The 14,985-nt window shown below is 72.4% G+C and carries 14 protein-coding genes; 9 read left to right on the forward strand and 5 right to left on the reverse strand.

Annotated elements, in window-relative coordinates:
• Nucleotides 1-28: 28 nt before the first annotated feature.
• Nucleotides 29-436: a MerR family transcriptional regulator gene (locus VSH64_RS16945; RefSeq protein ID WP_326836573.1), complete on the reverse strand. Its 408-nt coding sequence runs from the start codon at nt 434-436 to the stop codon at nt 29-31.
• A gap of 74 nt (nt 437-510) precedes the next feature.
• Nucleotides 511-1,050, reverse strand: coding sequence for a MarR family winged helix-turn-helix transcriptional regulator (locus tag VSH64_RS16950; RefSeq protein WP_326836574.1), 540 nt, complete (start codon nt 1,048-1,050; stop codon nt 511-513).
• Between the two features lie 74 nt (nt 1,051-1,124).
• Here VSH64_RS16950 and VSH64_RS16955 point away from each other — a divergent pair, with 74 nt between their 5' ends.
• Nucleotides 1,125-1,952, forward strand: coding sequence for an oxidoreductase (locus tag VSH64_RS16955; protein WP_326836575.1), 828 nt, complete (start codon nt 1,125-1,127; stop codon nt 1,950-1,952).
• Between the two features lie 43 nt (nt 1,953-1,995).
• On the opposite strand, the gene VSH64_RS16960 is transcribed toward VSH64_RS16955, so the two are convergent.
• A complete protein-coding gene (locus VSH64_RS16960; protein WP_326836576.1) occupies nt 1,996-2,745 on the reverse strand; it encodes a short-chain dehydrogenase/reductase in 750 nt (249 codons plus the stop codon).
• A 76-nt stretch (nt 2,746-2,821) separates the two neighbouring features.
• Nucleotides 2,822-4,597 (reverse strand): chitinase, encoded by a 1,776-nt coding sequence (locus VSH64_RS16965; RefSeq protein WP_326836577.1) that lies wholly within the window; start codon nt 4,595-4,597, stop codon nt 2,822-2,824.
• A gap of 131 nt (nt 4,598-4,728) precedes the next feature.
• Here VSH64_RS16965 and VSH64_RS16970 point away from each other — a divergent pair, with 131 nt between their 5' ends.
• From VSH64_RS16970 to VSH64_RS16990, 5 genes are all read left to right on the forward strand, one after another.
• Nucleotides 4,729-5,061, forward strand: a complete 333-nt coding sequence (locus VSH64_RS16970; RefSeq protein ID WP_326836578.1) for a PadR family transcriptional regulator — start codon at nt 4,729-4,731, stop codon at nt 5,059-5,061.
• Nucleotides 5,062-5,480: 419 nt separating this feature from the next.
• Nucleotides 5,481-6,098 (forward strand): hypothetical protein, encoded by a 618-nt coding sequence (locus VSH64_RS16975; RefSeq protein WP_326836579.1) that lies wholly within the window; start codon nt 5,481-5,483, stop codon nt 6,096-6,098.
• A gap of 87 nt (nt 6,099-6,185) precedes the next feature.
• The gene (locus VSH64_RS16980; RefSeq protein WP_326836580.1) at nt 6,186-6,500 is read left to right on the forward strand and encodes a hypothetical protein; all 315 of its coding nucleotides are present in this window, start codon (nt 6,186-6,188) and stop codon (nt 6,498-6,500) included.
• A 1,677-nt stretch (nt 6,501-8,177) separates the two neighbouring features.
• On the forward strand, nt 8,178-9,407 hold the full coding sequence (locus tag VSH64_RS16985; RefSeq protein ID WP_326837965.1) for a glycoside hydrolase family 18 protein: 1,230 nt from the start codon (nt 8,178-8,180) through the stop codon (nt 9,405-9,407).
• An 85-nt stretch (nt 9,408-9,492) separates the two neighbouring features.
• Nucleotides 9,493-10,590 (forward strand): class I SAM-dependent methyltransferase, encoded by a 1,098-nt coding sequence (locus tag VSH64_RS16990; RefSeq protein WP_326836581.1) that lies wholly within the window; start codon nt 9,493-9,495, stop codon nt 10,588-10,590.
• Between the two features lies 1 nt (nt 10,591).
• Here the strand turns inward: VSH64_RS16990 and VSH64_RS16995 are convergent, their stop codons facing one another.
• Complete coding sequence (locus VSH64_RS16995; protein WP_326836582.1) at nt 10,592-12,157, reverse strand: AMP-binding protein; 1,566 nt, start codon at nt 12,155-12,157, stop codon at nt 10,592-10,594.
• Between the two features lie 485 nt (nt 12,158-12,642).
• Here VSH64_RS16995 and VSH64_RS17000 point away from each other — a divergent pair, with 485 nt between their 5' ends.
• The 3 genes from VSH64_RS17000 to VSH64_RS17010 are packed head-to-tail and all read left to right on the forward strand — an operon-like array spanning nt 12,643 to nt 14,882.
• Nucleotides 12,643-13,035 (forward strand): GntR family transcriptional regulator, encoded by a 393-nt coding sequence (locus VSH64_RS17000; protein ID WP_326837966.1) that lies wholly within the window; start codon nt 12,643-12,645, stop codon nt 13,033-13,035.
• The gene (locus tag VSH64_RS17005) at nt 13,032-13,889 is read left to right on the forward strand and encodes an ABC transporter ATP-binding protein (RefSeq protein ID WP_326836583.1); all 858 of its coding nucleotides are present in this window, start codon (nt 13,032-13,034) and stop codon (nt 13,887-13,889) included. The genes VSH64_RS17000 and VSH64_RS17005 overlap by 4 nt, the downstream gene beginning before the upstream one ends.
• A gap of 3 nt (nt 13,890-13,892) precedes the next feature.
• A complete protein-coding gene (locus VSH64_RS17010) occupies nt 13,893-14,882 on the forward strand; it encodes an ABC transporter permease (RefSeq protein WP_326836584.1) in 990 nt (329 codons plus the stop codon).
• Nucleotides 14,883-14,985 lie beyond the last annotated feature (103 nt).

Raw genomic sequence — 14,985 nt, forward strand, 5'->3', positions numbered from 1 at the left:
GTGGCGCGCGCCGCTCCACCGGCTCAGGTCAGACGGTGGCGAGACCTTCGACGCCGGCCTCTTCCGGAACGGTCGGTTCCGCGGCCCCGCTGTAGAGGGCGATCTTCATCCGGATGTGCTCCTGGTGCCCGCGCAACCGGGCCAGCTGCTCGGCCACGCGCTTCTCGTGCTCCTGCAGCACCGCGAGCCGGTCGGCCTGGGTGTGGTCGCCCGCGCGCAGCAACTCCACGTAACGCAGCATCTCGGCGATCGGCATGTGCGTGTCGCGCAGGCACCGCAGCAGGTGCAGGAACCGCAGGTCGTCCTCGGTGAAGCGGCGGCGCCCGCCCGCGGTGCGGTGCACGTCGCGCAACAGGCCGACGCGTTCGTAGTAACGGAGGGTGTCGACGCTGAACCCGGTGCGGGCGGTCACTTCGGCGGGTGAGTAGGAATCCACGGGTCCAGCGTCGCACCTGGAGCGCGCTCCAGGTCAAGCACCGGGTCCGGCCGGGTCGGGGCGCCGGGGTGCGCTCAGGCGTCACCCCCGAGCCGGTCCACTGTGGACGCCGGACCGAACTCGGTTTCGAAGCGGGCCAGCAGGTCGGCGAGCAGAGCGTTGAGGGCGGTCAACCGCTCGGCGTCGAGGGCGGTGGCGAAGAGGCCGTGTTCGTCGTCGGTGCGCTGTTTCGTGGCGGCGGCCCAGCGCGCGCGACCCTTGCGAGTGAGTCGCACGGGCCGGCTGCGCCCGTCGGCGGCGGCGACGCGTTCGACCAGGCCGGCACGGGCCAGCCGGTCGATGCGCACGCTCACGGTGCCCGACGTCACGCCCAGCAGATCACCGAGCTCCTTGGGCGTGAGCACGGGCGGCTCACCGGAGCGGTGCAGCGCCGACAGGGCCTGCCAGTCTCCGGGCGTGAGGTCGTGGGCGGCCGCCGCGCGCCCCAGCACCAGCTCGAACTGCCGCGACAGCCGCCCGATCCGCTGCCGCGCGGCCTCGACGTCGGCGTCGACACCGGGCGGCATCACGCGCAACCACGCCGCGAGGCCCGCGCCGACCGAGTCTTCGTTCACTACGCCCCTGTTCCCTTGAGTCTCAAGGTAGTTTAGTTTGAGACTCAAGATACCGCGAACCGAGGAGAGAAGACATGACCCGGGTCTGGTTCATCACCGGCACGAGCGCCGGTTTCGGGCGCGTGCTCGCCGAGGCCGTGCTCGCGCGGGGCGAGCGCGTGGTGGCCACCGCGCGGGACGTCGAGGCGGTGAAAGACCTCGCCGACCGCGCCCTCGTCACCCGGCTCGACGTGACCGACCCCGCCTCGATCCGCTCGGCCGTGGCGGCGGCGATCGCCGAGTACGGGCAGATCGACGTGCTCGTGAACAACGCGGGCCACGGGCTCATCGGCGCGCTCGAGGAACTCACCGACGAGCAGACCCGCGCGGTGATGGAGACCAACGTGTTCGGCGTGCTCGCCGTGACCCGCGCCGTGCTCCCGCACCTGCGCGCGCGGCGCAGTGGGCACATCGTGCAGCTCTCGTCGGTGGGCGGCGTCGTCGGCAACCCGGGACACGCGATCTACGCGACGTCGAAGTTCGCGCTGGAAGGGATGTCCGAAGCCCTCGCCGGCGAGGTCGGGCCGCTGGGGATCCGGGTGAGCATCGTCGAGCCGGGCCCGTTCCGCACCGAGTTCGCCGGCCGCTCGATGACCTTCGCCGCCCCGATCCCCGACTACGACCCCACCCCGGCCGGCCGGCTGCGCCACCAGTTCTCCGCTCAGGACGGCCGGCAGCCCAACGACCCGGCCCGCGCGGCCGCCGCCATCCTCACCCTCGTGGACACTCCGGACGCCCCGCTGCGGCTGCCCTTGGGACCCGAAGCGGTGACGCGCATCCGGGCCAAGCTGGAGCAGCAGCTCGCGGATCTGGCGGCGTGGGAGGCCGTTTCGCTGGATACGCGGTATCCGGACGCTGATTAGTCCACTGTGGAGGGTGGCGCGGTCCGGCCCGGCATGGTGCTGGCTACTGCGCCGCCGACAGACCGCCGTCGATCGTCACGATCGTGCCACTGATGTAGGCCGCGCGGCCGGAGGCCAGGAACGTCACCAGGTCCGCGACCTCCTCCGGCTCGGCGACGCGGCCCGACGGCAGCGCGGCGAAGCTCGCGGCGACGTCGGGGTTGGCCGCGCGCATCGTGGTGATGCGGTCGGTGGCGACCGGGCCCGGGTTGACGCCGACCACGCGCACGCCGGAGCGTGGGCCTTCGGCGCCCAGCGCCCGGGTGAAGGCCATCAGGGCGGCGTTGCCGGCGCCGCCCGCGATGTACTCGGGCTTCGGGCGTTCGCCGCCGGCGCCGATCACGTTCACGATCACGCCGTGGCCCTGGGTGCGCAGGCGGGCGTAGACGTGGCGGGTGAGGTCGACGTAGCCGAAGACCTTGAGGTCCCAGGCGTGGCGCCAGCGGTCGGCGCCGACCTGGTCGAGGGTGCCGCTGGGGATGTCGCCGGCGTTGTTCACGAGGATGTCGGCGTCGGCCGTGGCGGCGGCGAGGCGTTCGAGAGCGGCGGTTTCCCGCAGGTCCACGGCGTGTGTGGTCACCTCGACCCCGTGGCTCTCGCGCAGCTTCACGGCCAGGGCCTCGAGCGCGTCACCGCTGCGGGCCGCCAGGTGCAGGTGCGTGCCCTCCGCGGCCAGCGCCTCGGCCACGGCCGCGCCGATGCCTTTCGACGCGCCGGTCACCAGGGCGCGCCGTCCGCGCAGCTTCAGGTCCATCGGGGTTCCTCACGATCTTCGGCGGTGGTGCCCAGTCTGCCGAAGATCGCCGGTGCCCGGCCATGTCGCGTCGGTCTCAGGGCAGGGTGTCGAGGAACGGCGCGTGCGCGTTCTGGAAGGCCCAGCCGGAGAAGTGGTCCCAGTTGATCGACCAGGTCATGAGCCCGCGCAGGCCGGGTTGCGGGCCGCCGCGCAGGGTGTAGCCGCCGCAGCCCGTGCCCTTCGTGAGGCAGGTCAGGGCGGTCTGAACGTCGGCGGGCGAGGTGTAGCCGTTGCCCGCGCTTCCGGTGGCGGGCACGCCGACCGCGATCTGGTCGTCGCGCAGGCCGGGGAAGAACGTGCCGCCGGCCACGGTGAAGCCGGCCTTGAGCATGTCGGTCATCGCGATGTGGAAGTCGGCGCCGCCCATGGTGTGGTACTGGTTGTCCAGCCCCATGACCGGGCCGGAGTTGTAGTCCTGTACGTGCAGCACCGTGAGCGAGTCGCGCAGCGCGTCGATCACCGGCAGGTACGCGCCGGTGCGCGGGTCGGCCGTGGTGGACTTGCCGCCGTAGAACTGGTAGCCGACCTGTACGAAGAACGTCTCGGGCGCCATCGTGAGCACGAAACCGCTGCCGTAGCGGGCTTTCAGCGTCTTCAGCGCGGAGATCAGGTTGACCACGACCGGCGTGGTGGGGTTGCGGAAGTCGGCGTCGCCGGGGTTCAGCGAGAGCGAGTGGCCTTCGAAGTCGACGTCGAGCCCGTCGAGGCCATACTTGTCGATGATCGCCGAGACGGAGCTCACGAACGCGTCGCGTGCGGCCGTGGTGGTGAGCTGCACCTGGCCCTTCTCGCCGCCGATCGAGATGAGCACCTTCTTGCCCTGCGCCTGCTTCGCGCGGATCGCGGCGATGAAGTCGGCGTCGCTCTCCACGCCGGCGCACTCCGTGGCGGGACAGCGGTTGAAGCGGATGTCCCCGGACGTCGGGGTGGTCGGCTCGCCGAACGCGAGGTCGATGATGTCCCACGCGGCGGGCACGTCGGCCATGCGGACGTAGCCGGAGCCGTTGGCGAAGCTGGCGTGCAGGTAGCCGATGAGCGAGTGCTTCGGCAGGCCGACGTTCGTGCAGCCACCGGTGCTGCCCGACACCGTGGCGCTGCGCGGTGACTCCCCCGCGGTGTTGTACGCGGTGACGGTGTAGCTGTGCGAGGTGCACGGCGAGAGCCCGGTGAGCGTCGCCGAGGTGCCGGTGACGGTGGTGCGCAGCGCAGTGCCCTCGTACACGCGATAGCCGGTGACGGTGCCGGCCGGCGCCGTCCAGGCGAAGCCGAGCGAGGTGCTGGTGACCGCGCCGAGCTTCGGCGCGCCCGGGGCAGCCGGCGCACCGGGCGTCCCGCCGCCGGGCCCGTCGAGGCTCACGTCGTCGGCGTAGTAGGTGCCGCCGCCGTACCAGCCGTGCAGGTAGAGCTGCGCGGACGTCTGGCTCGCGCCCGTGGTGAACGACAACGCCAGCCGCGTGTAGTCACCCGCTCCCGTCCAGGTGGACGGCCCTCCGGTCACCCCCAGGTACACCGGATTGCCCCGCACCCACGCCTCCACGGCGTACGTCGTGCTCGGCCGCACCGCCACCGTCTGGCTGCACTGGCCCGTGTCCGACGCCGACGCCGTGACCGCCAGCGCCCCGCCGCCCCCGTGCACCGGAGACGCCACGGTCGTCGCTCCGGCCGTGCACTCCCACCCCGCCGTCGACCCGCTGTCGAAGCCCGGGTTGGCCAGCAGGTTCGCCGCGCCCGCACTCCCGGGCGCCACCGCCGGCCCGGCCAGGGCCACCACGAAGGCGGCCAGGAACACGGACAGTCGGGAACGCCTCATCGCGCACCTCCGGCTTCGGCGGGGAGACGCTTATTGTCTGGACCAATGTGTGAAATGTCCAGACCACTCGCCGAACGCCACCCGGACGCCGGGGCTTCCTCTCCTGGCCGGGGGCTAGGTAGAGTTCATGCATGGCCGGTCCGCGGATGACCCTCCCGACCCAGCTGGTGCTGCACGCGCTGCTGCGGGAGCCCACCCGGGAGCTCTACGGACTCGAGATCTGCGCCGCCGCGGGACTGCGCAGCGGCACGATCCACCCGATCCTCGCGCGGCTCGAGAAGGCCGGCTGGCTGCGGTCGCGCTGGGAGGAAACGGACCCCTCGGCTGCCGGCCGCCCGCGCCGGCGCTATTACCGCCTCGACCCGCAAGGCCTCGCCGCGGCCCGCGAAGCGTTGCACCGCGCGGAAACCTCGGCGGGCGCACTGGCGCGGCTGCGCCCGGGCCTCTCGGGAGACGCCCGGTGACCGCACGCGCGTGGCTGCGCCCGGGCCCCTCGGGAAACACCCCGCGACCACACTCGCGCGGCTGCGCCCCGGCCTCCCGGGAAACACCCCGTGACCACACTCGCGCGGCTGTGCCCCGGACTCTCGGGAGACTCCCGATGACCACACTCGCGCGGCAGCGCCCGGGCCCCTCGGGAAACACCCCGCGACCGCACTCGCGCGGCTGCGCCCCGGCCTCCCGGGAGACACCCCGTGACCACACTCGCGCGGCAGCGCCCGGGCCCCTCGGGAAACACCCCGCGACCACACTGGCGCGCTTGCGCCCCGACCCCTCGGGAGACTCCCGATGACCACACTCGCGCGGCAGCACCCGCGCCCCTTGGGAGACGCCCCGTGACCACACTCGTGCGGCAGCGCCCCGGCCTCCCAGGAAAGGCCCGATGACCGCCCCGCTCGACCTGTTGCTCGGCCTGGACCGCCTGCTCGGCCGAACCCACGACGACGTCGCCGCGAACCTGTTGCCCCACTTCAGCAGTTCCCGCCGGATGGTCGACCGCCCGCTGGCCTCGGCCCGGCTGCGCGACCTGTGCCGCGACCTCGAGGTGCTCGCCGATCTCGCGAGTCCCGCCGACCTCGGGCCGATGCTCGGCAACGCCCAGGCCTACGCGTGGCGCTCGCTGGCCCTGGTGGCCGAGGGCACCGACCGCGCCGACCACGACCTCGCCCGCCGCTGCGTGACCGAACTGGTCGACCAGCTCGACGCCGCACGCGCCGATGTCTTCGGCGTGCTCACCGACCACGGGTTCGGCACGCGCCGCCCGCGCTGGTCCGGCTGGGCCGGCCCGGGCACCACGCGCACGCAGGTGATCGCCTTCTCGCGGATCACGGCCACCTGCGCCGCGGCGCTGTTGCCGGCCGGCAGCAGAGCCGAGTACGCCGAGCTGTTCCTCTCGGAGCTGCACGACCTCGCCGCGGCACGCAGCGGCCGCTGGGCTCAGGTGCGCTACGCGTGCCGGGTGCTGCTGCGCGCGCCGCGGCTGCGCCGCGCGTTGGGCTGAGCCCCCGGCGGGTCGGCGGTGACTCCGGTGACCGGGCCAAATAGGCTGACCCGAGTCCTGAGATCCACGAACGGAGAGTGCCGGCCGATGTCCGACAGCTACACCGCCGCGATCGTCCACTCGCCCGAGGCCGGCGTGCGGCTGCGCCCCGACGCCACCGACCTGCCCGGCGACGCCAACGACGTCAACCTCCTCGGCATGGCCATCGCGCTGGCCCTCGGCCGCGCGGGCTACGAACACCACGCCGAAGCCCGCGACCCCCAGCTGCAAACCCTCGACGCCCTCATCGCCGGCGACACCGTCATGCCCTGGCGCCGCCCCGACGACAGCACCGACGAGCAGCACCTCACCTGCACCCGCGCGGCGACCGGCGCTTGGCGTTGCGAGGTCACGTCGGCCTGACGGTCGAGTTGTTTTCCCGGGCCCGCCGCTCGGGCCGCAAGCGGGTTTGACACGCTGCGGCACCGGGCCGGGCCGAGACATAGTCGGGCTGGCCCGCACCCCCCGAGCCTCGGCACGGCCACTTGAACCACACACCGACGGCCGCGCGGCGGGTCCGGGCCAGACCGAGACACGGTCAGGCCGCGCCCGTACTCACGAAGCCCCAGCCCGGCGGCCCGGACCGCACGCCGACCCGCCACACGGCGACACACCGGGTCGGACCGCAGTCAGATTTGTCCCACACTCACCGAGCCTCGGGCGGGCAGCTCGAGCCGCACGCCGACCCACCGCACGGCAACGCCAGGTCGGACCGCAGTCAGGTTTGTCCCGCACTCACCGAGCCCCCACCCGACAGCTTGAACCGCAAGCCGACCCACCACACAGCGGCACCGGGTCGGACCGCGGTCAGGTTTGTCCCGCACTCATCGAGCCCCTGCCGGGCAGCTCGAGCCGCACGCCGATCTGTCACACAGCAACACCGGGCCGGGCCGCGGCCCGGCTGCGCGGGTACCCACCGATCCCCAGCCCGGCGGCCCGGAACCGCAAGCCGACCCGCCACACGGCGGCCCCAGGCCGGACCTCAGTCGGCTCCGGCCGCCCGCACCGAGCCTCTATCCGACAGCTTGAACCGCAAGCCGACCCGCCACACAGCGGCGCCGGGTCGGACGGCGGTCGGGTTTGTCCCGCACTCACCGAGCTCCTGCCCGACAGCTTGAGCCGCACGCCGATCTGGCATGCAGCACCACCGGGCCGGGCCGCGGCCCGGTGGTACCTACCGAGCCCCAGCCCGGCGGCCCGAACCACAAGCCGACCCGCCACACGGCGGCCCCAGGCCGGACCGCAGTCGGCTCCGGCCGCGCGCGCCGGGTCTCGGTGAGCGCGGAGCCGGCACCGGCTACGCGACCCGACTTGGCCCCGGAGCTGCCAGCCGGCGCGAGCCCAGCGCAACCGGTCCGGGTGCCGATGGCAAGCCGGCCGGAGCCGAAATCAGCGAACCCGGCGCGGCACATAGCCAAGGCTGACCCGAGCCCTGGCGCCACCAGGCCGGAACGGCACGAAGGCCGGAGCCCGTAGCCGGCAACCCTGGCCCACGCGAGCCGACACCCGCCCGCGAACCCGGCGTGACAGCTCGAACCGCGAGCCGACCGCGAATTCAGGCACCGCCGAGCCAAGCCGAAATGGCAAGCCGGCCCGCGGACCAGCAGCCCACCGGCCGCCGTACTCAGCGAGCCAGTCGCAGCCACCAGGCCCCCGCGCCACCGGACCACCGCGCCACCAGGCCACCAGGCCACCAGGCCACCAGGCCACCAGGCCACCAGGCCACCAGGCCACCAGGCCAAAGCGAATCGCAAGCCAGGCTCAGCCGAAACCCCCTCCCGAAAAACTCAGCGCGGCACCGCCGAGCGAGCCGGCACCGCCCGCGCGGACCCGGCACTACCCCCGATCCCAAGCCAGACGCAACCCCGGAGCCACCCAGCCCGACCCCGGACCCACCCAACCCGGCACCCGCAACCGGCCCCACCAAGAGGTGCGAACGGGCGCCCTTACTGCCCCCACCGGCGGCGAACCCTGTCCCCAGTGGTCTGGACCTGTTAGCGTCCGGCGGTCTTCTTCCCCCGTCGAAGGGAAACGATCGTGCTGAGACGTCTGGTCACGGCCGGGGCCGGGGTGGCCCTGGTGGTCGCCTCGCTGGCGGCGCCGGCGACGGCCACCGCCGAAAACACCGCAGTACAGGGACAAGCACAACACCAGCCCGACCACAAGGTCATGGCCTACTTCGCCGACTGGGACGTGTACGCCCGCAACTACCACGTGAAGGACATCGAGACCTCCGGGTCCGCGGCGAAGCTCACGCACATCAACTACGCGTTCGGCACCGTCTCGGCGGGGCAGTGCGCGTTCGCCGACGAGTGGGCCGACGCGGACCAGCCGTACGACGCCGCGGCGAGCGTGAGCGGGCAGGCGGACAGCGCGGAGCCCGGCGCGTTGCACGGCAGCTTCAACCAGCTCCTGCAGCTGAAGAAGCTGCACCCGAACCTGAAGATCCTGTGGTCCTTCGGCGGCTGGACGCTCTCCCCCGGCTTCACCGAGGCGGCGAAGGACCCGGTGAAGTTCGCGGACTCCTGCTACGCCCTCGTGAACGACCCGCGCTGGGCCGGGCTCTTCGACGGCATCGACATCGACTGGGAGTACCCCAACGCCTGCGGCATCGCCTGCGACGCGAGCGGCGAGGACGCCTTCACGAACGTCGTCAAGGCCCTGCGCGCGAAGTTCGGGCGCCAGTTGGTGACCGCGGCGATCACGGCGGACGGCACGCCCGGCGGCAAGATCGACGCCACCGACTACGCGGGCGCGAGCCGCTACGTCGACTGGTACAACGTGATGACCTACGACTACTTCGTCGCCGGCGGCAGCCCCACCGGGCCGACCGCGCCGCATTCGCCGCTGCGCTCGTACTACGGCATCCCCACCGCCGGGTTCTACGCCGACGCCGCTGTCCAGAAGCTGCGCCGTGACGGCGTGCCCTCGGCGAAGTTGTTGCTGGGCCTCGGGTTCTACGGCCGCGGCTGGGACGGCGTCACGCAGAAGCAGCCCGGCGGAACCGCGACCGGCCCGGTCAAGGGCACGACCACCGGCGAAGACGGCGTGGAGGACTACAAAGTCCTCAAAACGACCTGCCCCTCCAACGGCCTGATCGCCGGCACCGCGTACGCGAAGTGCGGCTCGCAGTGGTGGAGCTACGACACGCCCGCCACGGCGTCGGCCAAGGCCGGTTACGCGAAGTCGCAGGGGCTCGGCGGCGTGTTCGCCTGGGAGCTCTCCGGCGACACGACCGGCGCCGAGCTGCTCACCGCCATCGCACGCTGACCGTCACCGGGGCCCGGGCCGAACCCCGGGCCCCGGTGAAAACCTCATCGTTGTCCGAATCATTCCGTTCTGCGAATACTGGGTGATGGCCGCAGCGTCACCCGCAGACCCGCCGGAGGACCCGGCGGAAGTCCTGGCCGCGCGCGTGTTCGACGCCGCCGTCGCGACCGCCGACGTGATCGCCATCGCGCTCGGCGACCGCCTCGGCTACTACCGCTGCCTCGCCGGCGGCGGCCGCACGCCGGGTGAGCTCGCCGCCGCGACCGCCACCGACGAGCGGTGCGCGCGCGAATGGCTCGAACAGCAAGCGGTGTCAGGGTTTCTGGTCACCACCGACACCGTCGCAGGCACCGACACCGACGCGGACACCGAACGCCGCTACCGCTTCGCCCCCGGCGCCGAGACCGTGCTCGCCGACCAGGACGCGCTCGCCTACCTGAGCCCGCTCGCGCGTCAGCTCGTGAGCGCCGCCGGCCACGTGCCCGACGTCGCCGAGGCCTTCCGCACCGGTCACGGCTTCCCGTGGGCCGGCTACGGCGCCGACATGCGCGAATCGCAGGCCGCCCTGAACCGGCCCGCGTTCCTGCACCTGCTGGCGCCGCAGTGGCTGCCCGCGATGCCCGACGTGCTCGCCCGCCTCGCCGGCGGCCCCTCCCGCGTCGCCGACATCGGCTGTGGCGGGGGCTGGGCCGCGATCGCGCTGGCCCGCGCGTTCCCGCAGACGCGCGTCGACGCGTACGACCTCGACCAAGCGTCGGTGGAGCTCGCCCGGCGCAACGTGGCCGAAGCCGGCCTCGCCGACCGGATCACGGTGCACCGCAAGGACATCGGCACGGTCACGGCCGGCCCGTACGACCTCGTGATGGCCTTCGAGTGCCTGCACGACCTGCCCTACCCCGTACGCGCGCTCGCGGCGATGCGCGGGCTCGGCGGCCCGGTGCTCGTGGCCGACATGAAGGTGGCCGACGAGTTCACCGCGCCCGGCGACGCCGTCGAACGGCTGATGTACGGCTTCAGCGTGGCGGTCTGCCTGCCCGACAGCATGAGCAGCACGGGCTCGGCCGCCACCGGCACGGCGATCCGGCGCTCGACCGTCGAGGCGTACGCGCGCGAAGCGGGCTTCGCGCGCGTCGAGACCCTGCCGATCGACCACGACATGTGGCGCTTCTACCGGCTCGGCTGACTCACTGGATGCGCCGCTCCACGCCGGCCCAGGCCTTCTCGCGCAGCACGTACTTCTGGATCTTGCCGGTCGAGGTCTTCGGCAGGTCGCCGAACGTCACGCTCTTCGGTGCCTTGAACCGTGCCAGCCGCTCACGCACGAACTCCACGATCTCCGGCTCCGTCGCGGTTTCCCCGTCGCGCAGGGTCACGTACGCGGCGGGCACCTCGCCCCAGCGCTCGTCCGGCACGGCGACCACGGCCACCTCCAGCACGGCCGGGTGCTCGGCGATCGCCTGCTCCACCTCCACGGACGCGATGTTCTCGCCGCCGGAGATGATCACGTCCTTGCTGCGGTCGCGCAGCTCCACGTACCCGTCGGGGTGCACCACGCCGAGGTCGCCGGTGCGGAACCAGCCGTCGGGCACGGCGGCGCGCGTGGCTTCGGGGTCGTCGAGGTAGCCGAGCATGACGTTGTTGCCGCGCAAGGCGATCTGGCCCACGGTGGCGCCGTCGGCGGGCACGTCGGTGCCGTCGTCGGCGATCACGCGGGCGGTGCAGGAGATCATGTTGCCCACGCCCTGGCGGGCCTTGAGGCGCGCCTGCTCCTGCTCGTCGAGCGCGTTCCACTCGGGACGCCAGTCGCAGATCATGGCCGGGCCGTAGGTTTCGGTGAGGCCGTAGAGGTGGGTCACGTCGAAGCCGAGCTCGCTCATGCGCCGCAGGATCGCGGGCGACGGCGGCGCCCCACCGGTCGCGACCCGCACCGTGGTCTCGACCGGCGCGGCTTCCGGTGCGTAGGCGAGCATCGAGAGCACGGTCGGCGCACCGTTGAGGTGGGTCACGCCCTGCTCGCGGATCAGCTGCCACACCCGCGCGGGCTCGACCTTCGGCAGGCACACGTGCGTGGCCGCGGCCGCCGTGACGGCCCAGGGGAAGCACCAGCCGTTGCAGTGGAACATCGGCAGCGTCCACAGGTGCACGGCCGAGGGCGACAGGCCCGTGTGCCCGACCATCGCGAGCGCCTGCAGGTACGCGCCGCGGTGGCTGTACAGCACACCTTTCGGCCGGCCGGTGGTGCCGGAGGTGTAGTTGATGGACAGCACCGAACGCTCGTCCTCGGGCGTGATGCGGGTCGGCTCGGCCTCGGCGAGCAGCCGCTCGTACTCCTCCCCCGCCCGGATCCGCCGCGGCGGGTTGCCGGGCAGCAGCGCGATCGCGTCCTCGACCAGCTCGTCGAACACCGGATCGTGGACCAGCACTGATGCCCGCGAGTGCTCGAGGATGTAGGCCACCTCGCGCGCCGCGAGCCGCGTGTTCACCGCGACGAGCGGCACGCCCGCCCACGGCACCCCGAAGTTCGCCTCGAGCAGCACGTGGGTGTTGGGCGCCAGCACGGCCACCGGCCGGCCGCCCGCCAGCGGCGCGAGCACCCCGGCCAACCTCCGGCAGCGCTCGTGCAGCTCCGCATAGGTCCACCGCTGCTCACCATCGACCACGGCGACCCGCTCCCCGTGCGCCGCCGCGGCGCGGTCCAGGTAGGCGGTGGGGGTGAGCGGCTCGTACGACAGGCTGCTGTTGGAGTCCACAGAATCCTCTCCCGACTTCGGCGACGGTGCCGGGGAGAGAATAAGGCCGGGCACCAGGCCCACGACGGGGAATGTGAGCCAGCAGTACTTGCCGCGGGTCTCTTGTTCGCACAGCGCCCGGCGGACGGCGTGCCCGTCCACTCGAGGACAGACCGGACGCCACCGAACTCGACCCCGCGTTCACGGTTCGACGTGAAGACGTCGGTGATCTCGGCGATCACCTCAGCACCAACGGGATACCTGTGGCTCACCGCCCGCGACTCCGGCTCACTTCCGCAGAAGTCGGCGGTGTCCGACCGGAATGCTTCGTCGAGTGGCCGCAGGCGAACCTGGTGGTGGCGGTGCTGCACCACCTCGAACTCGGTGACAGCGCCGACGTCCGGCCACTGGCCGACGGATCGGGGCAGGTGAACTGCGTCCAGAATCCATTTGGCGGCCGTGTACTATCTTCCTAGTACATTGAGACACCGTGGTGGAGGTTGCCTGTGTTCGCGTTCCGCATGATCGACCGGTCAGGAGTGCCGGCCTATCTGCAACTGGTCGATCAGGTGCGCCGAGGCCTGCTGCTGGGCCACCTCCAGGAGGGTGACCAGCTGCCGACGGTGCGCGCGGTCGCATCGGAGCTGGTGATCAACCCGAACACCGTCGCCAAGGCCTACCGCGAGCTGGAACACGCGGGGCTGGCCGCGGCGCGGGCGGGGCAGGGCACGTTCGTGACCGGCAGCATCGAGCAGGTGCCGGCCGCGACCTACGCCCGGCTGTCCGGCAGGCTGCGGCAGTGGCTGGCCGACGCGCGGGGAGCGGGTCTGGCTCCCGAGCAGGTGCGCGCGATGGTCGAGGCGGTCATGGACGACGAGCAGCACCGGGAGACGGCATGAGCTCCGATGTCGCCGTCCGGATCGATCGTGTGGGCAAACGCTACGGCCGGCACTGGGCGCTGCGCGACTGCACGTTGTCCCTGCCCGCGGGCCGGGTCATCGCCCTCGTCGGCGCCAACGGTGCCGGGAAGACGACCCTCCTGCACCTGGCCATCGGCTTGGTGCCGCCTACCGAGGGCACCGTCTCCCTGTTGGACAAGCCCCTGCGGCCGGGCCGTCCGCAGACCTTGTCCCAGGTCGGGTTCGTCGCCCAGGACCACCCCCTCTACCGAGGGTTCACCGTCGCCGAAATGCTGCGGTACGGCCGCAAGACGAACGCCCGCTTCGACCAGGCGGGCGCCGAGCGCCGGCTGCTCGACCTCGGCATCCCGCTCAAACACAAGACCGGTCGCCTCTCCGGGGGCCAGCAGGCCCAGGTCGCCCTCACCCTCGCGCTGGCCAAGCAGCCCCGTCTGCTCGTGCTGGACGAACCCGTCGCCAGCCTCGACCCGCTGGCCCGCCGCGAGTTCATGAAGACCCTCATCGCCGCGGTGGCCGACACCGACGTCACCGTGGTGCTCTCCTCCCACGTGGTCACCGAACTCGAACGGGTCTGCGACCACCTGGTCCTGCTGCGCGACGGGCAAGTACGGCTCGTCGGCGACATCGACGACCTGCTCGCCGGGCACCGCGTCCTGTCCGGTCCCCGCGTCGACGATGCCGCCTTCGACGGCCTGGTCGCCGCCACGCACGGCGACCGCAACAGCCATCTCCTGGTGCGCCAGCCGGCCACCGCGCCCACCCACCCCCGGTGGGAAGCGCACCCCGCGAACCTGGAAGAACTCGTCCTCGCCTACCTCGAAGGGCAGGACTGAGCCATGATCTGGGTAACCTGGCGCCAGCACCGCGCCGTCCTGCTGACGAGCGCCTTCCTTCTGGCCGCCGTCGCCGTCCCCACCTTCATCAGCGGCTTCGCCATGCACGAGGAGTATCGCGCCGACGGCATCGCCGCCTGTGTCACCGATCCCGGCACCCGCGCGGGATGCGCGCAGCTGGTCGAGCAGTTCGCCGCCCGGTACAGCGAGTGGGGCAACCGGATGGTGTGGGTGACCGTCCTGCCCGCCCTCGTCGGCGTCTTCGTCGGCGCGCCCCTCCTGGCCAGGGAGTTCGAGAACGGCACGTGGCGGTTCGCCTTCACCCAGGGCGTCTCCCGCACCCGATGGCTGCTCACCCAGCTGACTGTGGTCGGCGCCGCGTCGGCCGTCCTGGCGCTGGCCTGCTCTCTTCTGTTCTCCTGGTGGCGTCAGCCTCTGGACACGCTGGGCAGCCGGATGCGGACCGCGGCGTTCACCGTCTCGCCGGCCCTGGTGGCGCTGACGCTGTTCGCCCTGGCCCTCGGCGTGTTCGCCGGAGTCCTCCTGCGGCGGACCGTGATCGCGATGGGCCTCACGCTCGCCGCCTACTTCCTCGTCCACCTCCCCCTGGAGGAGACGGTCCGGCCCAGCTACCTGAGCCCCCTGGTCCGCACGGACGCCCCCCACGCGCAGACGGCGTCCGACGCGCTTCCCCCGACGGACTGGATCGTGGACGAAGGTCTGATCACCAGCGCCGGCCACCGGCTCTCGGACGGTGAGAAGCGGGACATCCTCAAGCAGGTCTACGACGGCGACACGGTCCGAGAGGGCGGCGCCGCTCTCGAACGCTACCTGGCCGACCACGGCCTGCGGCACTACACCGAATACCAGCCCGCAGACCGCTACCCGGCCATGCTGATCATCGACATCGCCCTCTACCTCGGGCTGGCCATCGCACTCTTCGCCGCGGCTGCCCACTTGGTGCGGCGTCGGGCTTCGCAGCCTGCGGCGTAGTTCGCTGTGTCGGCAGCCCTGGCGCCACACCACCCGAGAAAGCCGGCAGGACCCCACGAAGGACCGCCCGAAACAGCAGGCCCCGGCCGGCGGTCAACGCCGG

Source organism: Amycolatopsis rhabdoformis (assembly GCF_035918295.1).
Lineage (GTDB): Bacteria > Actinomycetota > Actinomycetes > Mycobacteriales > Pseudonocardiaceae > Amycolatopsis > Amycolatopsis rhabdoformis.

Bases quoted from the DNA above. Each gene is read 5' to 3' on its own strand.
- VSH64_RS16960 (WP_326836576.1), bottom strand. From the start codon at position 2,745: ATGGACCTGAAGCTGCGCGGACGGCGCGCCCTGGTGACCGGCGCGTCG.
- VSH64_RS16955 (WP_326836575.1), top strand. From the start codon at position 1,125: ATGACCCGGGTCTGGTTCATCACCGGCACGAGCGCCGGTTTCGGGCGC.
- VSH64_RS16990 (WP_326836581.1), top strand. From the start codon at position 9,493: ATGGCCGCAGCGTCACCCGCAGACCCGCCGGAGGACCCGGCGGAAGTC.
- VSH64_RS16965 (WP_326836577.1), bottom strand. From the start codon at position 4,597: ATGAGGCGTTCCCGACTGTCCGTGTTCCTGGCCGCCTTCGTGGTGGCC.
- VSH64_RS17010 (WP_326836584.1), top strand. From the start codon at position 13,893: ATGATCTGGGTAACCTGGCGCCAGCACCGCGCCGTCCTGCTGACGAGC.
- VSH64_RS17005 (WP_326836583.1), top strand. From the start codon at position 13,032: ATGAGCTCCGATGTCGCCGTCCGGATCGATCGTGTGGGCAAACGCTAC.
- VSH64_RS16975 (WP_326836579.1), top strand. From the start codon at position 5,481: ATGACCGCCCCGCTCGACCTGTTGCTCGGCCTGGACCGCCTGCTCGGC.
- VSH64_RS16970 (WP_326836578.1), top strand. From the start codon at position 4,729: ATGGCCGGTCCGCGGATGACCCTCCCGACCCAGCTGGTGCTGCACGCG.
- VSH64_RS16980 (WP_326836580.1), top strand. From the start codon at position 6,186: ATGTCCGACAGCTACACCGCCGCGATCGTCCACTCGCCCGAGGCCGGC.